General features: G+C 72.9%; 24 protein-coding genes. 10 read left to right on the top strand and 14 right to left on the bottom strand.

Going from position 1 to position 26,327, the window contains the following annotated elements:
- Positions 1-352: 352 nt before the first annotated feature.
- Entirely contained in the window at positions 353-1,369 is a 1,017-nt protein-coding gene (locus tag AB0L21_RS08330) for a phosphotransferase (protein ID WP_365782891.1), read from the top strand.
- 95 nt (positions 1,370-1,464) lie between these two features.
- Here AB0L21_RS08330 and AB0L21_RS08335 read toward each other — a convergent pair whose 3' ends face one another.
- Positions 1,465-3,099: a protein kinase gene (locus AB0L21_RS08335; protein WP_365782893.1), complete on the bottom strand. Its 1,635-nt coding sequence runs from the start codon at positions 3,097-3,099 to the stop codon at positions 1,465-1,467.
- A gap of 343 nt (positions 3,100-3,442) precedes the next feature.
- On the opposite strand from AB0L21_RS08335, the gene AB0L21_RS08340 reads away from it, so the two are divergent.
- Positions 3,443-5,083: a protein kinase gene (locus AB0L21_RS08340; protein WP_365782895.1), complete on the top strand. Its 1,641-nt coding sequence runs from the start codon at positions 3,443-3,445 to the stop codon at positions 5,081-5,083.
- A gap of 83 nt (positions 5,084-5,166) precedes the next feature.
- Here the strand turns inward: AB0L21_RS08340 and AB0L21_RS08345 are convergent, their stop codons facing one another.
- Entirely contained in the window at positions 5,167-5,712 is a 546-nt protein-coding gene (locus tag AB0L21_RS08345; RefSeq protein ID WP_365700050.1) for a bacterial proteasome activator family protein, read from the bottom strand.
- A 174-nt stretch (positions 5,713-5,886) separates the two neighbouring features.
- On the opposite strand from AB0L21_RS08345, the gene AB0L21_RS08350 reads away from it, so the two are divergent.
- Positions 5,887-6,645 (top strand): hypothetical protein, encoded by a 759-nt coding sequence (locus tag AB0L21_RS08350; protein WP_365782897.1) that lies wholly within the window; start codon positions 5,887-5,889, stop codon positions 6,643-6,645.
- A 38-nt stretch (positions 6,646-6,683) separates the two neighbouring features.
- On the opposite strand, the gene AB0L21_RS08355 is transcribed toward AB0L21_RS08350, so the two are convergent.
- Genes AB0L21_RS08355 through pdhA form a run of 7 tightly spaced genes read right to left on the bottom strand, consistent with a single transcriptional unit; the run spans position 6,684 to position 14,760 of the window.
- A complete protein-coding gene (locus tag AB0L21_RS08355; protein WP_365782899.1) occupies positions 6,684-7,664 on the bottom strand; it encodes an NAD(P)H-quinone oxidoreductase in 981 nt (326 codons plus the stop codon).
- Between the two features lie 29 nt (positions 7,665-7,693).
- On the bottom strand, positions 7,694-8,791 hold the full coding sequence (locus AB0L21_RS08360; RefSeq protein WP_365782901.1) for a potassium channel family protein: 1,098 nt from the start codon (positions 8,789-8,791) through the stop codon (positions 7,694-7,696).
- Positions 8,788-10,173, bottom strand: a complete 1,386-nt coding sequence (locus AB0L21_RS08365; RefSeq protein WP_365700058.1) for a molybdopterin molybdotransferase MoeA — start codon at positions 10,171-10,173, stop codon at positions 8,788-8,790. Before AB0L21_RS08365 ends, AB0L21_RS08360 begins: the two co-directional genes overlap by 4 nt.
- Complete coding sequence (locus tag AB0L21_RS08370) at positions 10,170-11,099, bottom strand: NTP transferase domain-containing protein (protein WP_365782903.1); 930 nt, start codon at positions 11,097-11,099, stop codon at positions 10,170-10,172. The genes AB0L21_RS08365 and AB0L21_RS08370 overlap by 4 nt, the downstream gene beginning before the upstream one ends.
- Before the next feature lie 60 nt (positions 11,100-11,159).
- Positions 11,160-12,596, bottom strand: a complete 1,437-nt coding sequence (locus AB0L21_RS08375) for a dihydrolipoamide acetyltransferase family protein (RefSeq protein WP_365782905.1) — start codon at positions 12,594-12,596, stop codon at positions 11,160-11,162.
- Positions 12,596-13,600 carry an alpha-ketoacid dehydrogenase subunit beta gene (locus tag AB0L21_RS08380; protein ID WP_365782907.1) on the bottom strand — a complete coding sequence of 335 codons (1,005 nt, stop codon included), beginning with the start codon at positions 13,598-13,600 and terminating at the stop codon, positions 12,596-12,598. The genes AB0L21_RS08375 and AB0L21_RS08380 overlap by 1 nt, the downstream gene beginning before the upstream one ends.
- Positions 13,597-14,760, bottom strand: a complete 1,164-nt coding sequence (gene pdhA, locus AB0L21_RS08385; RefSeq protein WP_365782909.1) for a pyruvate dehydrogenase (acetyl-transferring) E1 component subunit alpha — start codon at positions 14,758-14,760, stop codon at positions 13,597-13,599. Before pdhA ends, AB0L21_RS08380 begins: the two co-directional genes overlap by 4 nt.
- Before the next feature lie 190 nt (positions 14,761-14,950).
- Here pdhA and AB0L21_RS08390 point away from each other — a divergent pair, with 190 nt between their 5' ends.
- Positions 14,951-15,433: an Lrp/AsnC family transcriptional regulator gene (locus tag AB0L21_RS08390; protein ID WP_365700068.1), complete on the top strand. Its 483-nt coding sequence runs from the start codon at positions 14,951-14,953 to the stop codon at positions 15,431-15,433.
- Positions 15,434-15,435: 2 nt separating this feature from the next.
- Here the strand turns inward: AB0L21_RS08390 and AB0L21_RS08395 are convergent, their stop codons facing one another.
- Complete coding sequence (locus tag AB0L21_RS08395; RefSeq protein WP_365782911.1) at positions 15,436-16,023, bottom strand: TetR/AcrR family transcriptional regulator; 588 nt, start codon at positions 16,021-16,023, stop codon at positions 15,436-15,438.
- Positions 16,020-17,534, bottom strand: coding sequence for a 3-hydroxyacyl-CoA dehydrogenase (locus AB0L21_RS08400; protein WP_365782913.1), 1,515 nt, complete (start codon positions 17,532-17,534; stop codon positions 16,020-16,022). Before AB0L21_RS08400 ends, AB0L21_RS08395 begins: the two co-directional genes overlap by 4 nt.
- A 159-nt stretch (positions 17,535-17,693) precedes the next feature.
- Between AB0L21_RS08400 and paaN the strand changes: the two genes are divergently transcribed.
- Positions 17,694-19,385, top strand: a complete 1,692-nt coding sequence (gene paaN / locus AB0L21_RS08405; protein WP_365782915.1) for a phenylacetic acid degradation protein PaaN — start codon at positions 17,694-17,696, stop codon at positions 19,383-19,385.
- Here the strand turns inward: paaN and AB0L21_RS08410 are convergent.
- From AB0L21_RS08410 to AB0L21_RS08420, 3 genes are read right to left on the bottom strand one after another with little or no spacing between them, the layout of a single operon-like run.
- Positions 19,382-20,134 (bottom strand): TrmH family RNA methyltransferase, encoded by a 753-nt coding sequence (locus tag AB0L21_RS08410; RefSeq protein WP_365700075.1) that lies wholly within the window; start codon positions 20,132-20,134, stop codon positions 19,382-19,384. The two genes, paaN and AB0L21_RS08410, sit on opposite strands and share 4 nt — an antisense overlap.
- Positions 20,131-21,342: an HTTM domain-containing protein gene (locus AB0L21_RS08415; RefSeq protein ID WP_365700077.1), complete on the bottom strand. Its 1,212-nt coding sequence runs from the start codon at positions 21,340-21,342 to the stop codon at positions 20,131-20,133. Before AB0L21_RS08415 ends, AB0L21_RS08410 begins: the two co-directional genes overlap by 4 nt.
- A complete protein-coding gene (locus AB0L21_RS08420; protein WP_365782917.1) occupies positions 21,339-22,100 on the bottom strand; it encodes a DUF5819 family protein in 762 nt (253 codons plus the stop codon). Before AB0L21_RS08420 ends, AB0L21_RS08415 begins: the two co-directional genes overlap by 4 nt.
- A gap of 449 nt (positions 22,101-22,549) precedes the next feature.
- Between AB0L21_RS08420 and paaA the strand changes: the two genes are divergently transcribed.
- From paaA to AB0L21_RS08445, 5 genes are read left to right on the top strand one after another with little or no spacing between them, the layout of a single operon-like run.
- A complete protein-coding gene (gene paaA, locus AB0L21_RS08425) occupies positions 22,550-23,566 on the top strand; it encodes a 1,2-phenylacetyl-CoA epoxidase subunit PaaA (protein WP_365700081.1) in 1,017 nt (338 codons plus the stop codon).
- The gene (gene paaB, locus AB0L21_RS08430; RefSeq protein WP_014673816.1) at positions 23,563-23,850 is read left to right on the top strand and encodes a 1,2-phenylacetyl-CoA epoxidase subunit PaaB; all 288 of its coding nucleotides are present in this window, start codon (positions 23,563-23,565) and stop codon (positions 23,848-23,850) included. The genes paaA and paaB overlap by 4 nt, the downstream gene beginning before the upstream one ends.
- A 47-nt stretch (positions 23,851-23,897) precedes the next feature.
- A complete protein-coding gene (paaC, locus tag AB0L21_RS08435; RefSeq protein ID WP_365783060.1) occupies positions 23,898-24,599 on the top strand; it encodes a 1,2-phenylacetyl-CoA epoxidase subunit PaaC in 702 nt (233 codons plus the stop codon).
- The gene (gene paaD, locus AB0L21_RS08440; protein WP_365700083.1) at positions 24,593-25,144 is read left to right on the top strand and encodes a 1,2-phenylacetyl-CoA epoxidase subunit PaaD; all 552 of its coding nucleotides are present in this window, start codon (positions 24,593-24,595) and stop codon (positions 25,142-25,144) included. Before paaC ends, paaD begins: the two co-directional genes overlap by 7 nt.
- Positions 25,144-26,208 carry a 2Fe-2S iron-sulfur cluster-binding protein gene (locus tag AB0L21_RS08445; protein WP_365782919.1) on the top strand — a complete coding sequence of 355 codons (1,065 nt, stop codon included), beginning with the start codon at positions 25,144-25,146 and terminating at the stop codon, positions 26,206-26,208. The genes paaD and AB0L21_RS08445 overlap by 1 nt, the downstream gene beginning before the upstream one ends.
- Positions 26,209-26,327 lie beyond the last annotated feature (119 nt).

A 26,327-nucleotide genomic window follows, 5' to 3' on the forward strand; every position in this document is an offset into this window, starting at 1 on the left:
AATCGAGGTGGTGTGAAAGCGCGCTGGTCACAGCCTTGCGGCAGTCCGGAGCACCCGCACGTTATCCCGCGCACCCAGGTCACGGGAAGAGTTTCATGTGAGACCGGCCTCGCACACGAAGACGGAAAAGTCGCGGTATTTCTACTGCATACGGATGAGACACTCGGCCACGAACGGACGAGGCCCCCGGCCGCATCCCGACGAGGCCCTCGGCGCCGCTCGCACGGAGACGCAAGCGCCCACCTCGTGACCGAAAGCGACCGTCAGCGACTGCCTGTGACAAGCCCCAGCTCACAGGGGCTGCGCGTGCCCTACCATCTGGCGCGTGCCGCGCTCATGTGTACCACCCCCCGTGCCCCACGCACTCCCCTTGGGCGCCCTGCTCCGCCTGTACGCCGCGGGTACCGCCCTCACCTGTGAGCCGGTCGACCAGGGCCTGCTCAACCGCGGCTACCGGCTGTGCACCACGAGCGGCCGTTACTTCCTCAAGCACCACTTCGACCCGGACACCGCCGACCCGGCCGCCATCGAACGCCGGCACCTGGCCACCCAGCGCCTCGCCGCTCTCGGCGTCCCGGTCGCCGTACCGCTCGCGCACCGTGAGGGCCGCACGGTCGCCGTCGTCGGCGGCCACGCCTACGCCCTGCATCCCTGGATCGACGGCAGGCACCGGCACGGCGGCCAGCTCACCCGCGGGCAGAGCGCGCGCCTGGGGGCGCTTCTGGGCGCCGTGCACGCCTGTCTGGAGCGCGTGATGCCACCCAAGGGGCGCACGCGCCCGGCGACGAGCCCCCACCCGGTGGAGAGCGCGGACCCGGCCGACACCTTCGCCCTCATCGACGACCTGCTCGCCCATGTGCGCCGGCACCGCCCCGCCGACGCCTTCGACGAACTCGCCCGGCACCGGCTGCTGGAACGCCGCGCGCTCCTGGAACAGCACGCGGACCGGCGCCCGCCGCGCGGCGGTTCGGTGGGCTGGGTGCACGGCGACTTCCACCCGTTCAACCTGCTCTACAAGGACGACGCCCCGGCCGCCATCGTGGACTGGGACCGGCTCGGTGTGCAGCCGCGCGCGGAGGAGGCCGTACGCGCCGCCGTGATCTTCTTCGTGGCGCCCGGCGGGACCCTGGACCTGCCGAAAGTGCGTGCCTACGCGCGCGCGTACCGGCGCGCGGCCGGCGCCACGCCCTCGGAGCTGGCGGCGGCCGTGCACCGGGTGTGGTGGGAGCGGCTGAACGACTTCTGGATGCTGCGCTGGCACTACGAGCGCGGCGACACGCGCGCGGACACGCAGTTCCCGGCCGCGTCGGCCCTCGCGGTGTGGTGGACCCGCGAGTACGACGCGGTGTGCGACGCGTTCGTGCAATGAGCCACGGCCGGCGATGAACGCGCGCGACAAGGGGCTTTCCTGCGGCGGGCGGCGTCACCTCAAGGTGACGCCGTCCCGGCCGCCGTGGGTGTCCTTCAACCGGTGGTGGTGCCCGTGGTGCCGTCCGTCGTGGTGCCCTCGGTGGTGCCGGCGTCGCCGGTGCCCGCGTCCGTGCCGCCGTCGTCAGTACCCGTACCGGCGTCCGTGCCGCCGTCGTCGGTGCCCGCGTCCGTGCCGCCGTTCGTCGGGTCCGTGGGCTGCGACTGCGAGGTCTGCGGCTGCGACGGCTCGGTGCTCGGGGTGGAACTGGCCGTCTTCGACGGGGTGTACGACGGCGTGGCCGCCGGCGGCCAGCCGGAGCCGGTGCCCGTGTCCGAGCCGGTGTTCGTCTCGGGGTCCGAGGGCTGGTCGGTGTTCTCGTCGGTCGGGGACGGGGAGGGCGACTCGTCCTTCGTGTTCTTGGACTGCGTCTTCGTCGGCTGGATGTCGGTGTCCTTGCCGCCGCTGCCGCCCGCGCCGTTCAGGGCCAGCGCCACGCCCGCCGCGATGGCGATGACCGCGAACACGGCGAGGAGCCACAGCTTGCCGCGTCCGCTGCCCTTGTTGCCGTGCCCCTCGAAGCCGCCGTCGTCGCCGCTGCCGTAGCCCGCGGGCAGGATCGGCTGGGGGATCTGCGCGGTGCCCGAGGCGTCCGCCGGGTGCGGCATGACGGTCGTCCCGGCGAAGCCGCCCGCCGGGGTCTGCCGGCCGTCGTGCGTCTCCACCGGGCCGGTGTTCCAGGTGCCGGTGTGCCCGCCCTGGTCGTAGAGCATCTGCAGGCCGTACTGGACGAGCCCGCGCATCTCCTCGGCCGTCTGGAACCGGTCGTCGGGCTCCTTGGCGAGGGAGCGCATGACCAGGCCGTCCAGCTCCGGCGGACAGGTCCCGTCGGAGACCTGCGACGGCGGCACCGGCATGTCCTGGACGTGCTGGTAGACCACCGACAGCGGGGTCTCGCCGGTGAACGGGGGCCGCAGCGCGAGGAGTTCGTACAGCAGGCAGCCGGTGGCGTACAGGTCGGAGCGGTGGTCGACGGCCTTGCCGAGCGCCTGCTCCGGAGAGAGGTACTGCGGGGTGCCCATGACCATGCCGGTCTGCGTCATCGTCGTCGACGCGCCGTGCAGGGCGCGGGCGATGCCGAAGTCCATCACCTTGACGGCACCGCTGTGGGTGATGATCACATTCGCCGGCTTGATGTCACGGTGGACGATGCCGTGCTGATGCGAGTAGGCGAGCGCCTCCAGCACACCGGAGACGATGATCAGGGCCTGCTCGGGGCCCGGCGCCTCGGCGTTCATCAGCAGATCGCGGATGGTGCGGCCCTCGACCAGCTCCATGACGATGTACGGCACGGACTGGCCGCCCACCATGTCCTCGCCGGAGTCGTACACGGCGACGATCGCGTGGTGGTTCAGGCCGGCGACCGACTGTGCCTCGCGGGTGAAACGGGCCTTGGAGACGGGGTCCTCGGCCAGGTCCGCGCGGAGCAGCTTGACCGCGACCGTCCGGCCCAGGCGGACGTCCTCGGCCGCGAACACCTCGGCCATGCCGCCCCGGCCCAGCCGGTGCGTGAGCCGGTACCGGCCGTCGCCGACGAGCCCGCCGTTGCCCCACAGCTCCGGCGCGTCTGACATGCCGCCGCCAGTCGCCTCGGGGTCGGACGGGCCCTGAGAGCGCTGCGTCTGTGCCATCAGTCCTCGCCGTCGTTTCTGCCCGCGGTGCGCGCGGTGTTGTTACGGTCTCCGTCCGCCACGCTACAGCCTCCGCGGGGGCCACCGGTTCGGAACGGCAACCGGGACCGACCCGAGACGGACCGGTCATGAAACCTCTAGCACGTGCTGTCGTGCAAATTCTGTGCGCCGGTCGTACGTCCCCTGTAACGCTTGCACGACGCTTCTTGCGCGTACGGTCACGGAACGGGCACCGAGCTTGACGTGTCAGTGCCCTCCGGCAGACTTGGCCGGGAATGACACATTCGATCAAGGCCTGTCCGCCGGCTGACGGCGCCGCACGGCCGGTGGGGGACGCGGAGAGATGAGCCAGGACGGCGCACACGGCCGGTACGCGGGGCAGGCGCTGGCCGGGGGCCGCTACCAGCTGCGCGACTTGCTGGGCGAGGGCGGCATGGCCTCCGTGCACCTCGCGTACGACGCCGTGCTGGACCGCCAGGTGGCCATCAAGACGCTCCACACCGAACTCGGCCGGGAACAGGCCTTCCGGGAACGCTTCCGCCGCGAGGCGCAGGCCGTGGCCAAGCTCACGCACACCAACATCGTCTCCGTCTTCGACACGGGCGAGGACGAGTTGAACGGCATGGCGACGCCGTACATCGTCATGGAGTACGTCGAGGGCCGGCCGCTGGGCTCCGTGCTGGAGGAGGACGTCCGGCAGTACGGCGCGATGCCCGCCGACAAGGCCCTGAAGGTCACCGCCGATGTGCTCGCGGCCCTGGAGATCAGCCATGAGAAGGGGCTGGTCCACCGCGACATCAAGCCCGGCAACGTGATGGTGACCAAGCGGGGCGTGGTCAAGGTCATGGACTTCGGCATCGCCCGCGCCATGCAGTCCGGCGTCACCTCGATGACCCAGACCGGCATGGTCGTCGGCACGCCGCAGTACCTCTCGCCCGAACAGGCCCTCGGCCGCGGCGTGGACGCCCGCTCCGACCTGTACTCGGTCGGCATCATGCTGTTCCAGCTGGTCACCGGGCGGCTGCCGTTCGACGCGGACTCGGCGCTGGCCATCGCGTACGCGCATGTGCAGGAGGAGCCGGTGGCGCCCTCCTCGGTCAACCGCGCGCTGCCGCCCGCCGTGGACGCGCTGGTCGCCCGCGCGCTGAAGAAGAACCCGAACGAGCGCTTCCCGACCGCCGAGTCCATGCGCGACGAGTGCCTGCGGGTCGCGGCCTCCTTCCAGGCGGTCCCGCCGAGCATCGTGCCGGGCGCCGGTCCGACGCAGAGCGGCTCGGGTGTCGGCTCCGCGGTGTTCCCGCCGGTCGACCAGGCGACCCCGGCCCCGCACGGGCAGGTGCAGACGCCGTACCAGCCGGCTCCGGCACCGGTCCCGAACCCGTACGGCCACCCGACGCCCGCCCCGGCCTACGGCTACCCGCAGCAGGGCGGCTACCAGACGCCTACCGTGGGCTACGGCCCGCAGGGCGCCGCCCCGGCCCAGCCGCCGTACACGATGGCGCCACAGCAGGCCGGCCGGCCCGGCGGCGGCGGCCGGAGCAGGCGGCCGGTGATCGTCGGTTCGGTAGCGGTGGCGGCCGTCGTGGCCGTCGGCCTGATCGTCGCGCTCACGCTGAGGAACACCGGCGACGACGCCAAGGGCGGCAGCGGCGGATCGAGCGCCTCCGCGTCCGCGTCCCACCGGGCGGGCTACCGCGGTCCGGACACCACCCGGCGGATCGACAAGACCAAGTGCACCGATCCGCAGGAGTCCTACAGCGACCCGGACAAGATCGAGCTGCCCGACTTCCGGTACAAGGACATCGGCTCCGTGAAGGAGTGCCTGCAGGCCGCGGGCTGGAAGTGGGACATCAAGCACGAGAACGACAACACCTGGGGCGAGGGGACCGTCCTCGACCAGTTCCCCGCCCAGGGCACCGACGTCGATCAGGACGACGTGGGCACCATCGAGCTGAGAGTGTCGACGGGCAACCCGCCGCAGTGAGCCGCCCCCGGCGGTTCCGGGTACAGGTCGGGCCCGGCGGTCGTCCGCCGGGCCCTTGGTGTGTCCGGCCGAGCCGGCGGGGCTTACAGGTACGGCCCGCCCGAGCGACCGGCCGTGTGCTGGTCGTCGCCGCCCTCGTGGCCGCTCACGCCCGGCGGGAGCGCGCGGCGCATCTGCTCCAACTGGGCCCGCGCGGCCATCTGCTGGGCGAACAGCGTCGTCTGGATCCCGTGGAACAGGCCCTCCAGCCAGCCCACCAACTGTGCCTGCGCGATCCGCAGTTCCGCGTCGCTCGGGGTGGCGTCGTCGGTGAACGGCAGGGAGAGCCGCTCCAGTTCCTCGACCAGCTCGGGGGCCAGACCGTCCTCCAGCTCCTTCACCGAGCTGGCGTGGATCTCCTTCAGTCGCACCCGGCTGGCCTCGTCGAGGGGAGCCGCCCGCACCTCCTCCAGGAGCTGCTTGATCATGCTGCCGATCCGCATGACCTTGGCCGGCTGTTCCACCTGCTCCGTCACCGGGGTCTCACGGGAGTCCTCGTGCCCGTCGCCACCACCGAGCGCCATCCCGTCCTGACCCACGACGAGGATCTGGGGATTCCCCTGCGACCGTTCGTTCCTCGGCATCTCCATGCCGCCATTCTCTCGCACGCCACCACCTCATCACCGTGGTGCCCCCTTGTGGGGCTGATCCACCGTTTAGACCCGACGGCCTAACCTGGAATGCCTTCTTTGCCATGGAATGTGAGGCTTGTTCCCGTCGGTTTTCCATCGGTCACGGCACCTGGGCACCGGGAGGTCACCGACGTGACTGCACGCCCACGACTCACGTTGCGCTGTCTCCGGCTGCTGGTCGTCCTCACGGCGACGGCCCTGCCGGCGCACGGCACGGCCATCGCGTACGGCGGTACGACCGTCCTGGCCGCGGAGCCGGACACCGCCCGCCCGTCCACCACCGGACACCGGGAGCAGGCTGGAACACGGCAGGGAATCAGGGAGGGCGCGGCCCCGGAACACGCCGCCCCGGAACGCGGACGCCCGGGCCAGGGTCCACCGCAGGAGGCGTCCTCGGACGAGACGTCCCCGGAGGAGGCGTCCCCGGACCCGGAGGAGACATCCCCGGACGAGACGTCCTCGGAGGACGCGTCCGCCGCCGTTGCGATGCCGTCCGACTCCGCCTCGGCGTCGGTCCACCCCTATCGCCCCCTCGCCTCCGTGGAGCCGTCCCGGGCGGGCAGCCGGGCCGGTGAGGGACGGATGCGGCCGGGCCGGCCGGACGGGCCGCAGATCGAGGAGGAGGGCGACGACGACCCCCCGCCCGCCACCCCCGCCGCCCAGCCGGAGGAGCCGGAGACCGCGGAGGTGCCGAGTGTCTCCCCGTCGCCCCTGGAGACCGGCCCCGATGCCACCGGTTCCCCGCAGGGGCCCGCCGCCGAGCAGGCATCCCAGCAGGGCGAGGCCCCCACGGAGCCGTTCCTGCGGATCCTCCCGCTGGGCAGCGGTCTGGTCCTCATCGGCCTGGGCCTGGGGCTGGCCCTCCTGGGCCTGCGACTGCGCAAGAGCTGACCGCCCGGACCTCGCGGCACCGCCGCGCACCGTCCCCGCTACGGCGCGACCAGCAGCACCTTGCCGATGTGGCCGCTCGCCTCCACCAGCCGGTGCGCCTCGGCCGCCTCCGGCATCGGCAGCTCGCGGTCCACGACCGGGCGGACGTGCCCGGCGGTGAGCAACGGCCACACGTGCTCGCGTACGGCGGCGACGATGGCCGCCTTCTCCTCCAGCGGGCGGGCGCGCAGCGAGGTCGCGCTGATCGCGGCCCGCTTGCTGAGCAGCGTGCCGATGTTCAGCTCGCCCTTCACACCGCCCTGCATGCCGATGATCGCGAGGCGTCCGTTGACGGCGAGCGCCTGGACATTGCGGTCCAGGTACTTCGCGCCCATGTTGTCGAGGATGACGTCGGCGCCCGCACCCCCGGTGGCCTGCTTGATCTCGGCGACGAAGTCCTGCTCGCGGTAGTTGATCAGCACGTCCGCGCCCAGTTCGGCGCACCGGCCGAGCTTCTCCTTCGTCCCGGCGGTCACCGCGACCCTGGCGCCGACGGCCTTGGCGAGCTGGATCGCCATGGTGCCGATGCCGCTGGAGCCGCCGTGCACCAGCAGCGTCTCGCCCGGACGCAGATGGGCGACCATGAACACGTTGGACCAGACCGTGCAGACGACCTCGGGCAGTGCGGCGGCGCGCGTGAGGTCGACGCCCTCGGGCGCGGGCAGCAGCTGCCCGGCCGGTACGGCGACCTTCTCGGCGTAACCGCCGCCCGCGAGCAGCGCGCACACCTGGTCGCCGACGGCCCAGCCGGAGACGCCGGGGCCGAGTGCGGCGATCCTGCCGGAGCACTCCAGGCCGGGGTAGGGGGAGGCGCCGGGAGGCGGGTTGTAGAAGCCCTGGCGCTGCAGGATGTCGGCACGGTTGACGGCGCTGGCCACCACCTCGACCAGCACCTCGCCCTCGCCGGGCACCGGATCGGGGACCTCGTCCCAGACCAGCGCCTCGGGACCACCAGGTTCGGGAATCGTGATCGCATGCATGCCGGTGACGCTACTCCCCCAGGGGCCGGTCACCCCGGCGGCAGGGGGCGGATGTCCGGGGTGACCCGCGTTTCGGGGGTGGCGCGGACGATGGTGATGAGCCGGTCCGTCAGCTGGAGCGTGCCGACGGACGGGTCGTCGTAGCCGAGCACCCGGTGTCCGCGGACGACGCTCACCACCAGGTCGTCCGTCTCGCGCAGTGTCTTGCCGACCTCGCCGCGGACCACCGGCCGTTCGACGAGGTCCAGCCCGCTGCCCTGCTGGATCAGGTCCTCCATGACCATGCCGGCCGCGGGGCTGAGCACGGACAGGCCGAGCAGGCGGCCGGCCGCGCCGGAGCTGGTGATGACGGCGTCGGCGCCGGACTGCTTGAGCAGCGGGGCGTTCTCCTCCTCGCGCACCGCCGCCACGATCTTGGCGGTCCGGTTGAGCTGGCGGGCGGTCAGCGTGACGAGGACGGAGGTGTCGTCGCGCTGCGGGGCGACGATGATCTGCCGGGCCTTGTGCACCTCGGCCCGTTTGAGCACGTCACTGCGGGTGGCGTCGCCTATGACGCCGGCGTAGCCCTCGGCGGTGGCCGCGTCGATCACCTTGGAGCTGGGGTCGACCACGACCACCTGCTCCTTCTTCAGCCCGGTCGCGCAGACGGTCTGGATGGCCGACCGTCCCTTCGTGCCGAAGCCGATGACGACGGTGTGGTCGCGCAAGGTGGACCTCCAGCGGTTCAGGCGCCATTCCTCACGGGTGCGTTCGGTGAGGACCTCCAGTGTGGTGCCGACCAGGATGATCAGGAACAGCACGCGCAGGGGCGTGATGACGAGGATGTTGGTGAGCCGGGCGCCGTCGCTGACCGGGGTGATGTCGCCGTATCCGGTGGTGGAGAGGGTGACGGTCGCGTAGTAGAACGCGTCGAGCAGATCGACGGGGCCGTCGGAGCTGTCGCGGTAGCCCTCGCGGTCGGCGTAGACGACCAGCGCGGTGGCGACCAGCACCACCAGGGCCATGATCAGCCGCTTGACGACCTGGCGGATCGGACGCTCCACCACTTTTCTCGGAAGTTGCACCCGATGGGTCACCAGATGTTCGCCCGCCTGGCGGGCGATGGCGTCATGGCCCGGCAGTTTCACGTGAAACACACCCCGATTCCGGCGGTCGCCCAGGGCAGGTCCAGCAGCTCGGCCTCCTCACCCTGTCGGGCCCCGCCCGGCGGTACGACGGCCAGCGCGTCGGCGGCGGCGATGCCCCGGAGCATGGCCGGACCGTTGTAGTGCAGCGGCATGGCGTGGTCACCGCGCAGCACCACGGGGACGAGCCGGGTGTCGTGCGGGTGCCCGTGCACCGCCTCCCTGAGCGGCAGCGTGTACGGCTCGGGGGCGGGATGGGCGGCGAGCGTCCGCAGCAGCGGTTCGGCGAGGGTGAGCAGGCCGGAGACGGCCGCGAGGGGGTTGCCGGGCAGGCCGACGAGGTGCTGGTGGTCCTTGGTGCGGGCCAGCAGCATGGGGTGGCCGGGGCGCACCTTGACCCCGTCGACGAGGAGTTCGGCGCCGACGCGTTCCAGGATCGGGTGGACGTGGTCGACCGGTCCTGCCGCGGTGCCGCCCGTGGTGACGATCAGGTCGGCGGCGGAGCGGGTGACCGCCTTCTGCAGGGCCTTGGCGTCGTCGCCGATCCGGCGTACGGCGATCACGTCGGCGCCGAGCGCGCGCAGCCAGGGCGGCAGCATGGGGCCGAGGGCGTCCCGGATCAGCCCGTCGTGCGGCAGGCCCTCGGTGAGCAACTCGTCGCCCAGGACGAGGACTTCGGCGTGGGGCCGGGGCACGACGGTGACCGTGTCGTAGCCGGCCGCCGCGGCGAGGCCCAGGACGGCGGGGGTGACCAGGGTGCCGACGGGCAGCAACTGGTCGCCGCTGCGGCACTCCTGGCCGCGCGGGCGGATGTCCTGGCCGTGGAACATCTCGCGGATGGTGTGCAGACGGCCCTGGGCGTCGATCCGGCCGTGCTCGGTGCGCAGGACGGCGGTGGTGTCGGCGGGGATGCGGGCACCGGTGGCGATGCGGACCGCCTCGCCGTCGCTGAGCGGTTCGGGCTGCGCGTGCCCGGCGAGCACGTCCTCCTCGCGCACCTGCCAGGGTCCGGGTCCGGCGACCGCCCAGCCGTCCATCGCCGAGGTGTCGAAGGAGGGCAGGTCGGTGAGCGCGTCGAGGGGCGCGGCCAGGGCCAGCCCGAGGGCGTCGCCGAGCGGCACGGAGACGGGGGCGCGGCGGGCACGGGAACGCGCCGCACGCGCGGCGGTCTCCCGCGCCTGGGGCCAGGGCGTGGCCCGGTGCCGTTCTGCGGACCGCTCACCGGTCGACCGGGCGGCCGGGGCGGTCGCCCGGCCGGCGCCGCCGTCCGTGCTGTCGTCCCGGGGCTCCCGGTGGGCATCCCTCACGAGCGCCAGAGCCTCCTCGACGTCGAGGTCGTCGGTGTCTTCGGCGGACGCCTCGGCCCGGGTGCCGGGGGCGGTCATCCGGCGTCCGGGGCGCTCGGGCCCCCGCTCCTCGCGTCCGTGGTGCCCCCACCGCTGTCTTCCTCCCAGCGCAGCGCCAGCGCCGCGGCCTTGCGCGCGGCCTCGGCGACGGCCTCGGGGCCGCCCTTGCCCTGGGCTGCGGCGTAGCCGACGAGGAAGGTGGTCAGCGGGGCGGCGGGCCGGGCCACGCCGTGCGCGGCGTCCCGGGCCAGATCGAGGAGGACGCCGGTGTCGACGTCCAGTTCGATGCCCAACTCGTCCTTGACTGCGGAGATCCATTCATCCAACACGGACCCATGCTCCCTGATGCGTGCCCTGGCCGTCGCGATGTCGTCCCAGGTGTCGCAGTCGAAGGAGGCGAGCGGGTCCGGGAAGCGGGTGAGGCGCAGGGCACCGGTCAGCCGGCGCAGCGGCAGCCCGCTGAGGCCGCCGTGCGCGGCGGCGAGAGCGGTCAGCTCCCGGCGCAGGGCGGCGGTGCGGTAGGCGGCCACGAGCGGCTGGTCTCGGCCGTCGGCGTCGGTGAGCAGCGCACCGTCGGCCTCGGTCTCCTGAAGGGCGGTCACCAGGCGTCGGACGGTGGGCTGGTCCAGAAAGGGCAGGTCGGCGGAGAGAACGACGGTGTGTCCGGCGGTGGTGAGCCGCAGGCCGGCCTCCAGCGCGGCGACCGGCCCGCCGCCGGGCGGCTCCTCACGCGCCCAGCGCACGGGGCGGGCGGTGGGCCGGGGCGTGGCCACGACGACGGTCGTCCCGGCGTCCGCGCAGGCCGCGAGCACCCGGTCGAGCAGCGCGCGGCCACCGACCCGGAGCGCCGGCTTGTCGGTCCCGCCGAGCCGCCGGGCGGCTCCGCCGGCCAGCACGACGGCGTCGTACGGCGCGGGGCTCCCGGAAGCAGGGGCCCCGGGATCGGCGGGGGCGGTGTCGGTCACCCTCCGAGTATGTCCTGCCGGTTCCTCCTTCCGAACCTGTGTCTCACAGGAAGCCGGGTCTCACAGGGTGCGCAGCAGCACCGCCGGCTGTTCCACGCAGTCCGCCACATACCGCAGGAAGCCGCCCGCCGTGCCGCCGTCACACACCCGGTGGTCGAAGGTGAGCGAGAGCTGGACGACCTGGCGGACGGCCAGCTCGCCCTCGTGCACCCACGGCTTGGGGACGATGCGGCCGACGCCGAGCATGGCCGCCTCGGGGTGGTTGATGATCGGGGTGGAGCCGTCGACGCCGAAGACGCCGTAGTTGTTCAGCGTGAAGGTCCCGCCGGTGAGTTCCCCGGGGGTCAGCGTCCCGGTGCGGGCCGCCTCGGTCAGCCGGGCGAACTCGGCGGTCAGCGACTCGGCGTCACGCGCGTGGGCGTCCCGGACGACCGGCACGACCAGGCCGCGTTCCGTCTGCGCGGCGAACCCGAGGTGGACCTGGTCGAGCCGGACCACCTCGCGGGCCTCGGTGTCGACGAAGGAGTTCAGCTCGGGGAAACGGGCGAGGCCGGCCGTGCAGATGCGGGCGAGCAGCGCGAGGAGGGAGATCTTCGGGCCTCCGGCCGCGTTCATCGCGGCGCGTGCGCGCACGAGTTCCGTCGCGTCGGCGTCGACCCAGCAGGTCGCGTCCGGGATCTCCCGGCGGCTGCGGGAGAGCTTGTCGGCGACGGCACCGCGCACGCCCTTGAGCGGGATCCGGGTCCCGCCGCCCTGCGCGACGGCCGCCACGGGGGTCCGTACGGCCGGCTCCTCGGCCGTACGGACCGGTGCGGCCCCGGCCCGCAGCGCGTTCTCCACGTCAGCGCGCAGGATGAGCCCGTCCGGCCCCGACCCGGCCAGCCGCCGCAGATCGACGCCGTTGTCCCGGGCGAGCTTGCGCACGAGGGGGGAGATCACGGGGACCGGGCCCTCGGTGTGCGTAGTGGGTGCGGCGGTGGGCGTGGCTGCGGAGGCGGGTGTCTGTGCCACCGCCGGTGCGGCCACGCGCGCGGGGGCGTGAGCGTCGGCCCGGGCGGTCCCGTGCCGGGCGGCCTGCCCGTTGCCCGGGGCTCCGGTCGGCGCCGCCTGCCCGATGCCGTCGGCCGCGCGCCGGACGCTGTGTCCGTCGGCCGCACCCGTGCCCGCCCGTACCCGGCGCCGGCGTGCCGCCGGGGCCTGGGTGCCGTAGCCCACCAGGACGTTACCGGAACCCTCCGGCTCCGGTTCCCGTTCGCCCACGGCCACCGTCAGCAGCGGGGCGCCGACGGGCAGTTCGGTGCCCTCCTCGCCGTAGCGGGCGGTGACCACGCCGCCGTACGGGCAGGGCACCTCGACCATCGCCTTGGCCGTCTCGACCTCGACCACCGGCTGGTCGACGGCGACCACGTCACCGACCTGGACCAGCCAGCGGACGATCTCCGCCTCGGTGAGTCCTTCACCGAGGTCGGGAAGCTTGAACTCCAGCACTTGAGCCATCAGCCCTCGGCCTCCCACTGCAGCCGGGCCACGGCGTCCAGGATGCGGTCGACGCCGGGCAGGTGGTGCCGCTCCAGCATGGGCGGCGGGTACGGGATGTCGAACCCGGCCACGCGCAGCACCGGCGCCTCCAGGTGGTGGAAGCAGCGCTCGGTGACGCGGGCCGCGATCTCGCCACCCGGACCGCCGAACCCCGTGGACTCGTGGACGACGACGGCGCGGCCGGTGCGCCGGACGGACGCGCAGACCGTCTCGTCGTCGAACGGCACCAGGGAGCGCAGGTCGACGACCTCCAGGTCCCAGCCCTCGGCCTGGGCGGCTTCGGCGGCCTCCAGACAGACCGGCAGCGAGGGGCCGTAGGTGATGAGCGTGGCGCTGCGGCCGGTCCGGCGGACCACGGCCCGGCCGATGGGCTCGACGTCCGTCGGCTGCTCGGGGTTCCAGCTGTCCTTCGACCAGTACAGCCGCTTGGGTTCCAGGAAGACGACCGGGTCGTCGGAGGCGATGGCCTGGCGCAGCAGCCCGTAGGCGTCCGCGACGGTGGCGGGGGTGACGACATGGAGCCCGGGCGTCGCCATGTAGTAGGCCTCGGAGGAGTCGCTGTGGTGCTCGACGCCGCCGATGCCGCCGCCGTAGGGGATGCGGACGGTGATCGGCAGGGGCATCCTGCCGCGCGTGCGGTTGCGCATCCGGGACACATGGCTGATCAGCTGCTCGAACGCCGGGTACGCGAAGGCGTCGAACTGCATCTCCACGACGGGCCTGAGGCCGTACATGGCCATGCCGACGGCGGTGCCGAGGATGCCGGCCTCGGCGAGGGGGGTGTCGGTGCAGCGGTCCTCGCCGAACTCCTTGGCGAGCCCGTCGGTGACGCGGAAGACCCCACCGAGGGTGCCGACGTCCTCGCCCATGACGTGCACGGTCGGGTCGGCGGCCATCGCGTCGCGCATCGCGCGCGTGAGGGCCTGCGCCATGGTGGCGGGCTTGACGGCGACGGTGGTCATCGGGCGCCGCCTTCCCGGGCGCCGGGCTCGCCGTGCTGCTCCTGTTCGGCCTCCAGCTCGGCCCGCAGCAGGGCGCGCTGCTCGCGCAGTTGCGCGGTGGTCTCGGCGTAGACGTGGTCGAAGAGGTTCATGGGGTCGAGTCCGGGGTCCCGGTTCATGCGTTCCCGCAAAGCGGCGGCCATCGTCTCGGCGTCCTGGCGGGCCGCCTCGATGCCGGCGTCGTCCAGCAGTCCGCGCGTGGTCAGTTCGCGTTCCAGCAGCTCGATGGGGTCGTGGGCGCGCCACGCCGCGACCTCGGCCTCGCCCCGGTAGCGGGTGGCGTCGTCGGCGTTGGTGTGGGCGTCGACGCGGTACGTCACCGCTTCCACCAGGGTCGGGCCGCCGCCCGCGCGCGCGTGCCGTACGGCGTCGCTGAGGACCTCGTGCACGGCCGCGGCGTCGTTGCCGTCGACCAGCCGGCCCGGCATGCCGTACCCGACGGCCTTGTGGGCCAGGGAGGGCGCGGCGGTCTGCTTGGCGAGCGGGACGGAGATGGCGAAGCCGTTGTTCTGCACCAGGAAGACGACCGGTGCCTGCCAGACGGCGGCGAAGTTCAGCGCCTCGTGGAAGTCGCCCTCGCTGGTGCCGCCGTCGCCGACCATGGCCAGCGCGACCACGTCGTCTCCCTTGAGGCGGGCGGCGTGGGCGAGGCCGACGGCGTGCGGCAGCTGGGTGGCGAGCGGGGTGCTGAGCGGGGCCACCCGGTGGGCGTAGGGGTCGTAGCCGCTGTGCCAGTCGCCGCGCAGCAGGGTGAGGGCCTCTGCGGGGTCCACGCCCCGGGCGACGACGGCGAGCGTGTCGCGGTAGCTGGGGAAGAGCCAGTCGCGCTCCTCCAGGGCGAGGGCGGCGGCGATCTCGCAGGCCTCCTGGCCGGTGCTGGACGGGTAGACGGCGAGCCGGCCCTGCTTGGTGAGGGCGGTGGCCTGCGTGTTGTACCGGCGCCCGCGCACCAGCTGCGCGTACAGCCGGCGCAGCAGGTCGGGGTCGGCCTTGCCGGCCGTCTCGGTGCCGAGGACGCGGTAGGGCTCGGCGTCGGGCAGCAGCGGCGCGGGGTCCATACGGGGCTGCCAGGCGGGCGGCGGCGATGGCCGGTACGCGCCCCGCTGCTCCAGAACCGTCATGACGGCACCTCCTCGTGGGAGTGGCTACGGGAGGCGCGTCGCCTGTGACCCGCCTCACCAACCGATTGTTCGGTCGTCGGCACATTTTGGCTACAGGTGCCTTCAGGCTGTGGACAAACGGTTCTCCACAGCCTGGAATGACCGCAGGACGTCCACGGCGAGGAAGCGGGGGGACATGGGAGCTGAACAAATGGCTGGCGGGCCGCCGGACGGCACCGCGCCGCCGCCGCGCCCCCTGGACGCCATCGACCAGGACATCCTGAAGATCCTCCAGGCGGACGGCCGGGCCTCGATACGGTCGGTCGCCGAGCGCGTCCACGTCTCGCGCGCCAACGCCTACGCGCGCATCAACCGGCTCGTCGAGGACGGGGTGATCCGGGGGTTCAGCGCGCGCGTGGACCATGAACGGGCGGGTCACGGCACATCGGCGTACATCACACTGAAGATCGTCCAGAACAGCTGGCGCACGGTGCGCGAGCAGCTCAGGCAACTGCCCGGCGCCTCCCACATCGCCCTGGTGGGCGGCGACTTCGATGTGCTGCTGCTGGTGCACACGCCCGACAACCGGGCGCTGCGCGAGCTGGTGCTGACCCGGCTCCAGGCGATCCCCGAGGTGCTCAGCACCCGCACGCTGCTGGTGTTCGAGGAGGAGGACCTGGAGCCGGACGGCTGAGGTCAGTCCTGGCGCAGCCCCGAGAAGACCAGCCGGACGACGGCGTCGGCCACCTCCCGGTCGCTCGCGCCCCGCGCGTCCGGCCGGTACCACTCCACGATCGAGTTGATCATCCCGAAGACCAGCCGGGTGACCAGGCGGACCTCCACGTCGCCGCGTACGTCCCCGTCGGCCGCCGCCGCCTTCAGCAGCTCGGCGACCCGGTGGTCGAAGTCGCGGCGCCGCTCCAGCGCCCAGCGCTCGGTCTCGGTGTTGCCGCGCACGCGCAGCAGCAGCGTCACATAGGGCAGCTCTGCTATGAGCACCTCGACCATGCGGCGCACGACGTGCTCCAGCCGTTCGGCCGGACGCCCCACGCGCGCGTGCTCCTCGTCCAGGATGGCGAACAGGCCGTCCAGGGCGCGGCTGACGGCCCGGCGCAGCAGCTCCTCCTTGCCGCTGACGTGGTGGTAGATCGACGACTTGGAGATGCCGGCCGCCTTGGACAGGTGCTCCATGGAGGTGCCGTCGTAGCCGCGCTCGTTGAAGACGCGGACGGCGACGGAGAGCAGCGTCTCGGGGGTGTAGGTGTCGCGCTTGGCCGTGGTCATGAGGTGCCCTCCCGCTTGTCGGTGGCATACGCGTGGCGGTACAGCGCGAGGGAGGGCGCGTAGCGTCCGCTGGGGTCGCGCTCGTGCATCTCGTCCAGGACGTCGAAGGCGAAGTCGCGGCCGAGCCTGCGGTCCCACTCGAAGGGGCCGAGCGGGTAGTTGACGCCCAGGCGCATCGCGGTGTCGATGTCCTCCTCGGTGGCCACGCCCTTGGCGACGGCGTCGTGGGCGAGGTCGATGATCCGGGCCACCGTGCGGGCGACGATCATGCCGGGTACGTCGCCGATGACGCTGACGTCCTTGCCGAGCGCCTGGAACAGGCCGGTTGCCTCGGCGAGGGTCTGCGGCGAGGTGTCCTGGGCGGCGGACAGGGCGATGCGGGTGGCCGTGCGGTAGTCCAGGGCGAGGTCGAAGTAGACGACGTCCCGGAACTCGGCGGAGGTCTGGCCGTCGGCGAGGACGAGCTGGCCGCCGCTGGGCAGCACCAGTCGGGTGCCGTGGTCCTCGTCCTCCTCGCGGACCCGGATGCCCGCCTCGCGGATCATGGTCAGCAGTTCGGCGGCCGGCCCGAGACCGCCCTCGGCGACGACGTGGGCGGGCGGCTGCTCCTTGTCGGCGGTGTGCGGCTCGGGCCGCTCGGCTCCCTCGGCGTAGTCGTACCAACCGCGCCCGCTCTTGCGGCCGAGCCGGCCGGACTCCACCAGCCGGCGCTGGGCCAGGGAGGGGGTGAAGCGCACGTCCTGGAAGAAGGACTGCCACACCGAGTGGGTGACGGACTCGTTGACGTCCTGGCCGATCAGGTCGGTCAGCTCGAACGCGCCCATCTTGAAGCCGCCCGACTCGCGCAGGACCGCGTCGATGGTCGCGGGGTCGGCGGCCTGGGCCTCGTACACGGCGAACGCCTCTGCGTAGAACGGCCTGGCGATGCGGTTGACGATGAAGCCGGGGGTGTCCGCGCAGGCCACCGGGGTCTTGCCCCAGGCGCGGGCGGTCTCGTACGCGCGCGTGGCCGACGTGACGTCGGTGGCGAACCCGGAGACCACCTCGACCAGCGGCAGCAGCGGCGCCGGGTTGAAGAAGTGCAGGCCGACGAAGCGCCCGGGGTGGCGCAGGGCGCCGCCGATGGCCGTCACCGACAGTGAGGAGGTGTTGGTGGCGAGCAGGCAGTCCTCGGCGACGATCTCCTCCAGCTCGCCGAAGAGCCGCTGCTTGACGTCCAGCCGCTCCAGGACGGCCTCCACGACCAGCCCGCAGCCGGCCAGTTCCGCGAGGCTGTCCGCGGGCTTCAGGCGGGCGCGGGCCGCGTCGCGGTCGGCTTCCGTGAGCCGGTCCTTGGCCACGAGCCGGTCGAGGCGGGCGCCGATCGCTTCGGCCGCGTCCCGGGCCCGGCCGGGTGCGGCGTCGTAGAGCCGCACGGGGTGCCCGGCGACGAGCGCGACCTGGGCGATTCCCTGGCCCATGGTGCCGGTTCCGACGACGGCCACGGGGCTGCTGAGGTCGAGTGCTGTCATGTGCGCGATCCTCCCGCACGGGGTTTTCCACAGATGCGGCGGGACCCCCTTGTACCGACCGATCGTTCGGTTACTCTAGCTCTGACCGTCCTATCCCGCTGCTCTTTCTGCCAGGTCCGAACTCGACGACGAGTTCTCCAGACGAGGAGTTGGTCCCGCATGGCCGCCGAACTGACCGCGCCCGAGCTGATCGAAAAGCACCGGCCGACGCTCGACCAGGCCCTGGAGGCCATCCGCACCCGCGCGTACTGGTCCCCCCACCCCGAACATCCCAAGGCCTACGGCGAGAACGGCAGCCTGGACGCCGCGGCGGGCAAGGCCGCCTTCGACGCCGTGCTGGGGACCCGCCTCGACCTCGGCCAGCCCGGCACGGACGACTGGGTGGGCGGCGAGGTCTCGCCGTACGGCATCGAGCTGGGCGTGACGTACCCGCACGCGGACGTCGACGTGCTGCTCCCGGCCATGCGGGCCGGGCAGCGGGCCTGGCGGGACGCGGGCCCGGAGGTCCGGGCGGTGGTCTGTCTGGAGATCCTCAAGCGGATCAGCGACCGGACGCACGAGTTCGCGCACGCCGTCATGCACACCAGCGGGCAGGCCTTCATGATGGCGTTCCAGGCGGGCGGCCCGCACGCCCAGGACCGCGGCCTGGAGGCGGTGGCGTACGCGTACGCGGAGCAGGTCCGCACCCCGGAAACGGCGGAGTGGACCAAGCCGCAGGGCAAGCGCGACCCGCTGGCCCTCACCAAGCGGTTCACCGCGGTCCCGCGCGGCATCGGCCTGGTCATCGGCTGCAACACCTTCCCGACCTGGAACGGCTACCCGGGCCTGTTCGCCTCCCTGGCCACCGGAAACGCCGTCCTGGTCAAGCCGCACCCGCGCGCGGTGCTGCCGCTCGCGCTGACCGTCCGGGTCGCCCGGGAGGTGCTCGCCGGGGCGGGCTTCGACCCGAACCTGGTGGCGCTGGCCGCCGAGCGCCCCGGCGAGGGCATCGCCAAGACCCTCGCCACCCGCCCCGAGATCAAGATCATCGACTACACCGGGTCGACGTCCTTCGGCGACTGGCTGGAAGCCAACGCCCGCCAGGCGCAGGTCTACACGGAGAAGGCCGGCGTCAACACGGTGCTCGTGCACTCCACGGACGACTACAAGGGCATGCTGTCCAACCTGGCGTTCTCGCTGTCCCTGTACAGCGGCCAGATGTGCACCACCCCGCAGAACCTGCTCATCCCCCGCGACGGCATCACCACCGACCAGGGCCCCAAGACGTTCGACGAGGTCACCGCCGACCTCGCCCGCGCGGTCGACGGCCTGCTCGGCGACGACGCGCGGGCGAACGCGCTGCTGGGCGCGATCGTCAACCCGGACGTCAAGGCCCGCCTGGAGGCCGCGGCCGGCCTCGGCGAGGTCGCCCTCGCCTCCCGCGAGGTCACCCACCCGGAGTTCCCGGGCGCGGTGGTCCGCACCCCGGTCATCGTCAAGCTGGACGGCGCCAAGCCGGACGACGAGGCCGCGTACATGAGCGAGTGCTTCGGCCCGGTCTCCTTCGCCGTCGCCGTCGACTCGGTGACGGACGCGGTGGAGCTGCTGCGCCGCACGGTCCGCGAGAAGGGCGCGATGACGGTCGGCGCGTACACCACCGACGCCGGGACCGAGCGCGCCGTCGAGGAGGTCTGCCTGGAGGAGGCGGCCCAGCTCTCCCTCAACCTGACCGGCGGGGTCTACGTCAACCAGACGGCCGCGTTCTCCGACTTCCACGGCTCGGGCGGCAACCCGGCGGCCAACGCGGCCCTCACCGACGGCGCGTTCGTCGCCAACCGCTTCCGGGTGGTGGAGGTGCGCCGGGAGGCCTAGGCCGTGGGCGCCGCGCCGGTCGCGCTCCAGTGGTACAGCGTCATCGCGACACTGGTGGCCAGGTTGTAGCTGGAGACCTGGGGGCGCATCGGGAGGCGCAGCAGATGGTCGGCCCGGGCGCGCAGTTCCGGCGACAGGCCGGAGCGTTCCGAACCGAAGGCCAGCACGGCGTCGTCGGGCAGCTTCGTGCCGCGGATGTCCTCGCCCTCCGGGTCGAGGGCGAACAGCGGCCCGGCGGGCAGCTCGTCGGCGCCGAGGCGCTCGACGGTGGTCGCGAAGTGCAGGCCCGCGCCGCCGCGCACCACCGTGGGATGCCAGGGGTCGAGCGTGCCCGTGGTGACCACGCCGGTCGCCCCGAAACCGGCGGCCAGCCGGATCACGGCACCCGCGTTGCCCAGGTTGCGGGGATGGTCCAGGACCACGACGGGCGCGGTGCGGGGCGTACGGGCGAGCGCGCGCAGGCCGGCCTCACGGGACGGCCGTACCGCGAGGGCGGCCACGCCGGTCGGATGGGGGCGCGGGACGAGGGAGGCGTACGCCTGGCCGGGCACCTCCACGAGGAGGACGTCCAGCGTGTCGCGTACGTCCCCGGCCAGCTCGTCGGCGAGAGCGAGGGCGGCCCGCCGGTCGGTGGTGACCGCGACCGGCACCTCGGCCCCGAAGCGCAGCGCGTGCTTCAGGGCGTGGAAGCCGTCGAGCAGCACGGCGGTGTCCGCGTGCTCGCGCCAGCGGCTCAGCGGGTCGCTCATGCGGTGAACCCTACGCGGTCCGCCGTGCTTTCCTCCGGGGAGCGCGGCGCGGGGACCGAACGGCCATCGCTCGGGGAGAGCCGGCCCCGCGCGCGTGCCGCCAGGTCGCCCAGCCGGCGCAGGAAGGACGTCGGCAGGAACACCGCGTCTGCGGTGATCATCGCCAGCGAGAAGAACGGCAGTCCGAGGACGACCGCGATCACCGCGTGCTCGGTCATCATCAGCACCAGCAGGACGTTCTTGACCCGCCGGTTGAACAGGGTGAACGGGAAGGCGACCTGCACCATGACGGTCCCGTAGGCCACGATCATCATGATCGTGCCGCTGGACGACATGAGGTCGGCGAGGCCGGGCCAGGGCGAGAAGTAGTCCAGGTGGAGCGGGTAGTAGACGGCGGTGCCGTCCTGCCAGCGCGAGCCCTGGACCTTGTACCAGCCGGCCGTGGCGTAGATCAGACAGGCCTCCGCCATGATCACGACCAGGGCGCCGTTGTGCAGGATGTTGGCGACGACGTCCAGCAGCAACCGCGGCTGCTGCCAGGCCTCCCGGCGTCCGACGGCCCACCACAGGCCGAGCCCCGCCCACGCCGTCCACAGCAGCACCGTGATCAGCCAGTCGTTGTCGAACCGGCCGGTCAGCGTCGCCGTGCCCAGCGCCAGGCCGAGCACCGCCCACAGCACCGGCCCCACCCGGTCGGCCGGCGCCCGCTCGCCCCGCGCGCGTGCCGCCGCGCCGTGGGCCGCGCGCCGCGCGTCGAGGGACCACACCTGTCCGCAGCGCGTGAACACCAGGTAGATGGCCATCAGGTGCAGGACGTTGTCACCGCCGTCACCGACGAACACGCTGCGGTTCTGCAGCGACAGCACGCCCACCATGAAGAGCACGGACGCGGTCCGGGTGCGCCAGCCGAGCACCAGGGCCGCGCTGGCGAGGATGGCCAGCGTGTAACAGCACTCGAACCAGAGCTGTCCGTCCGACCACAGCAGCGCCGTGAAGGCGTCGTTGGCGGCGGTCAGCCGCTGGGCGAGGTTCCAGCCCCACGGTCCGGAGGGGCCGTACAGCTCCTGGCGGTGGGGGAACTCGCGCAGCAGGAACAGCAGCCAGGTCCCGGCGAAGCCGATCCGGATCACGGCGCTCTGGTACGGCCCGAGGGCCGCCTCGGTGACCCGGGCGATACCGCGCGACAGCGTCAGGGAGAGACGGTTCACCGCACACCTCCCGCGGCCTCGTCGGCGGTCACGGACCACCAGGGAAGCAGCCGGTAGACCGGCTTGTCGGACACCCGCTCACGGCTCCATGGCGGCGGCTGCACATTGGTGGTGCTGGAACGGACCTGCACGCGCTGTATCACGCCTTCCCGGCTCGTCGGATCGTCCCGGTACAGGCGCATCACCACGATCCGGCGCAGGTACTGCTCGGACAGGGAGCCGCGCAGGCCGACGGGACGGTTGTCGGCGGCGTGCGTGGCGGAGAAGAAGTCCCAGGCCCGGCGCAGCTCGTTCTGCTGGGCGTGGCTGGGCGCCACGTTGCCGTCGATGGCGGCGCCGTCCTGGGCGGACAGGTCGGTCCACCCGGTGGTGCGCAGGCCGCCGTCCCGCATCCGCACCTCGGCGCGGACCTGTACGGCGATGTTCTGCTGCAGCGGGTTCGGGGCGAACAGCTTCCAGTTCTGCTCGAACTCCGGATACACCCACTCCTCTATCGCCTTGCCGTGCTGCTTCGTCACGGTGTTCGAGGGCGCGAGGCTGAGGAAGACCATCAGCAGGTGCACACAGGCGCCCACGGCGACGACGGCGAGCGCCAGCGCGGCACCGACCTGGTAGCCGGGGGAGAGCGCGGCGACGCCGGTGCGGGGCCGGGGCGCGCCAACGGGCGGCGGGGGCGGCGGCGGCTGCGCGGGTTGTTCCGGGAGACGCGTCCCGGACGGGCCCTGCGGGCCCCGCGGGTCCTCGTCGTACGCGTCCATTCCGTCCCGTCCCCCGTTTCGGCTCATGTGGCTGGTCAGTCGTTCGGCCCGCGCGGTCGTGCGGCCAGGTCGTCCGGCCCAGCGGTCGGCTGAGCGCGGCGGCGCGGGAGCGCGACGCCGGGCACCGGCGTCACATGGTGCACGAGAGCCACGTTCGGCGCTCGCACGGAACGGTACTCAGCCCCGGGCCCCGGGCGCAGCCCCGGGTACGGGCCGGCCAGGTGGTCCTCGCCACGCGGTACGGCCCCTGACGCGGACCGCGGGTACGACCTGCCGTGCCTTGTCCGCCCTTGTCCACAGGCTGTGGGCGCAGTTTTCCACAGCGGTTGACACCCATCGCGGCCCGGCACACCATGGACTACGCATGGACCGAACGATCGGTCGGGACACTGGCCGGGACGTATCGACCGGACAGAGTTCACCGCAGAGCCCGAGGTCAGGGGGATCGCATGGCCACAGCAGCCGCGCAGCGCACGGCCCGCACCGAGGCGGACGGCGCGCCGGACAGCGTCGACACCACGGCCTACCAGCGCGACTTCGACGCGGCCGTGGCCGCCGACGAACGCATCGAACCACGCGACTGGATGCCCGACGCCTACCGCGCGACCCTCGTCCGGCAGATCGCCCAGCACGCCCACTCCGAGATCATCGGCATGCAGCCGGAGGCCAACTGGATCACCCGCGCGCCCTCCCTGCGCCGCAAGGCGATCCTGATGGCCAAGGTCCAGGACGAGGCCGGCCACGGCCTGTACCTGTACAGCGCGGCGGAGACCCTCGGCACCAGCCGGGACGAGCTGCTCGACAAACTGCACAGCGGCCGCCAGAAGTACTCCTCGATCTTCAACTACCCCACCCTGACCTGGGCCGACGTCGGCGCGATCGGCTGGCTGGTGGACGGCGCCGCGATCACCAACCAGGTCCCCCTGTGCCGCTGCTCCTACGGCCCGTACGCCCGCGCGATGGTGCGGATCTGCAAGGAGGAGTCCTTCCACCAGCGCCAGGGCTACGAGCTGCTGCTGGCCCTCAGCAAGGGCACGCCCGAGCAGCACGCCATGGCCCAGGACGCCGTGGACCGCTGGTGGTGGCCGTCGCTGATGATGTTCGGCCCGCCCGACGACGCGTCCCAGCACTCCGCGCAGTCGATGGAGTGGAAGATCAAGCGCCACTCCAACGACGAGCTGCGCCAGCGCTTCGTGGACATCTGCGTCCCGCAGGCCGAGTCCCTCGGCCTCACCCTCCCCGATCCGGAGCTGCGGTGGAACGAGGAGCGGGGGCACTACGACTTCGGTCCGATCGACTGGACGGAGTTCTGGGAGGTCCTCAAGGGCAACGGCCCCTGCAACGAACAGCGGATCACCCAGCGCAGGCGCGCCCACGACGAGGGCGCGTGGGTACGGGAAGCGGCCGCGGCCTACGCGGCCAAGCACACCGGCGGCACCGGTGAGACAGGAGCGACGCGAGCATGAGCACCACCGACTGGCCCCTGTGGGAGGTCTTCGTGCGCTCCCGGCGCGGCCTCTCCCACACCCACGCCGGCAGCCTGCACGCGCCCGACGCCGAGCTGGCCCTGCGCAACGCCCGCGATCTGTACACCCGGCGCGGCGAGGGCGTCTCCATCTGGGTCGTCCCGGCCGCCGCGATCACCGCGTCCTCGCCGGACGAGAAGGACCCGTTCTTCGAGCCGGCCGCCGACAAGCCCTACCGGCACCCGACCTTCTACGAGATCCCGGAAGGGGTGAAGCACCTGTGACCGCCACCGGCCCCGCGGCCCGCCCCGCCACCGGCTCCCCCGTCCCCGTGACCGCCGCGCTCGCCCTCGGCGACGACGCCCTGGTGCTCTCCCACCGCCTGGGGGAGTGGGCCGGGCACGCCCCCGTCCTGGAGGAGGAGGTCGCCCTCGCCAACATCGCCCTGGACCTGCTCGGCCAGGCCCGGGTGCTGCTGTCCCTGGCCGGCGACGAGGACGAACTGGCCTATCTGCGCGAGGAACGCGCCTTCCGCAACCTCCAGTTGGTCGAGCAGCCGAACGGCGACTTCGCGCACACCATCGCCCGCCAGCTGTACTTCTCCACCTACCAGCAGCTGCTCTACACCGAACTCGCCGCAGGCGACGGCCCCTTCGCACCGCTGGCCGCGAAGGCGGTGAAGGAGGTGGCCTACCACCGCGACCACGCCGAGCAGTGGACGCTGCGGCTCGGCGACGGCACCGGGACCAGCCACGAGCGGATGCGGCGGGCCTGCGACGCGCTGTGGCGGTTCACGGGCGAGATGTTCCAGCCGGTGGAGGGCCTGAGCGCCGACTGGGCCCGCCTGGAGCAGCGCTGGCTGGAGTCCGTCACCGATGTGCTCGGCCGGGCCACCCTCCCGGTCCCGGACGGTCCGCGCACCGGAGCCTGGTCGGCGGGCGCCGGCCGGCAGGGCCTGCACACCGAGCCGTTCGGCCGGATGCTCGCCGAGATGCAGCACCTGCACCGCAGCCACCCGGGGGCGTCATGGTGACCGCCACCGCCCTGGAGGAGCGGCTGCTGGAGCTGGCCGGCGCGGTCCCCGACCCCGAGCTGCCCGTACTCACGCTGCGCGAGCTGGGCGTGCTCCGCGCGGTGCGCGTCCACGGCGGCGACGCGGTGGAGGTCGACCTGACCCCCACCTACACCGGCTGCCCGGCCATCGAGGCGATGAGCCTCGACATCGAGCGGGTGCTGCGCGCCCACGGCATGCGCGAGGTCACCGTCCGCACGGTGCTCAGCCCCGCCTGGTCCACCGACGACATCACCCCCGAAGGGCGCGAGAGACTCCGGGAGTTCGGCATCGCCCCGCCACGCGTGCGCCACGGCGACGGCCCGGTGCCGCTGACCCTCGGCCCGACCCGCACGCACGCCACACCAGGCACGCACGCCACGGACACCGCGACCGAACCGGTCCGCTGCCCGCACTGCGGATCGGCCGACACCGAACTGCTGAGCCGGTTCTCCTCCACCGCGTGCAAGGCACTGCGCCGCTGTCTGGCCTGCCGTGAACCGTTCGACCACTTCAAGGAGTTGTGATGGCCCGCTTCCACCCGCTCCCGGTGGCCGCGGTCGACCGGATCACCGACGACTCCGTCGCCGTCACCTTCTCCGTCCCGCCCGAGCTGCGCGAGGAGTACCGGCACGCGCCCGGCCAGCATCTCGCGCTGCGCCGCCGGGTCGACGGCACGGAGATCCGGCGCACCTACTCGATCTGCTCCCCCGCCCCCGATCCGGCCGGCGACGGCCCGGACAGCCTGCGGGTGGGGGTGCGGCTGGTCGAGGGCGGGGCCTTCTCGGCGTACGCGCTGAAGGAGATCAACGTCGGGGACGAGCTGGAGGTGATGACCCCGGCGGGCCGCTTCACACTGGAACCGGCGCCCGGCCTGTACGCGGCTGTCGTCGGCGGCAGCGGCATCACCCCGGTGCTGTCCATCGTCGCCACACTGCTGGCGCGCGAGCCGGCGGCCCGGTTCTGTCTGATACGCAGCGACCGTACGGCCGCCTCGACGATGTTCCTGGAGGAGGTCGCCGATCTGAAGGACCGCTACCCGGAGCGGCTTCAGCTGGTGACCGTGCTCTCCCGGGAGGAACAGCAGGCGGGTCTGCCGTCCGGCCGGCTCGACCGGGAGCGGCTCACCGGGCTGCTGCCCGCGCTGCTGCCGGTGGACGAGGTGGCGGGCTGGTTCCTGTGCGGGCCGTACGGGCTGGTGCGGGGCGCGGAGCAGGCGCTGCGCGAGCTGGGAGTGACCCGGGACCGGATCCACCAGGAGATCTTCCACGTGGACGCGGGCTCGGCCCCGGCGGCCACGGCTCCGGCGCCCGCGCACAGCACCGTCACCGCGCGGCTCGACGGTCGCGGCGGCACCTGGCCGGTGCGGGAAGGCGAGTCGCTGCTGGAGACGGTGCTGCGCAACCGGCCCGACGCGCCCTACGCCTGCAAGGGCGGGGTGTGCGGGACGTGCCGGGCCTTCCTGGTCGCGGGCGAGGTGCGCATGGACCGCAACTTCGCGCTGGAGACGGAGGAGACGGAGGCCGGGTATGTGCTGGCCTGCCAGTCGCATCCGCTGACGGAAAGGGTGGAGCTGGACTTCGACCGCTGAGGCACGCAGGACCGTTCCCTTCTCCTAGAACCTGTTCTATCTTGACGGATCGTCAGACGGTCGGCCTGTAAGACGGCCGGCCCGTCAGACGGTCGGTTCTTCGCACGGTCGCACGGTCG

This window comes from Streptomyces sp. NPDC052721, from assembly GCF_040678315.1.
Taxonomy (GTDB): Bacteria; Actinomycetota; Actinomycetes; order Streptomycetales; family Streptomycetaceae; genus Streptomyces.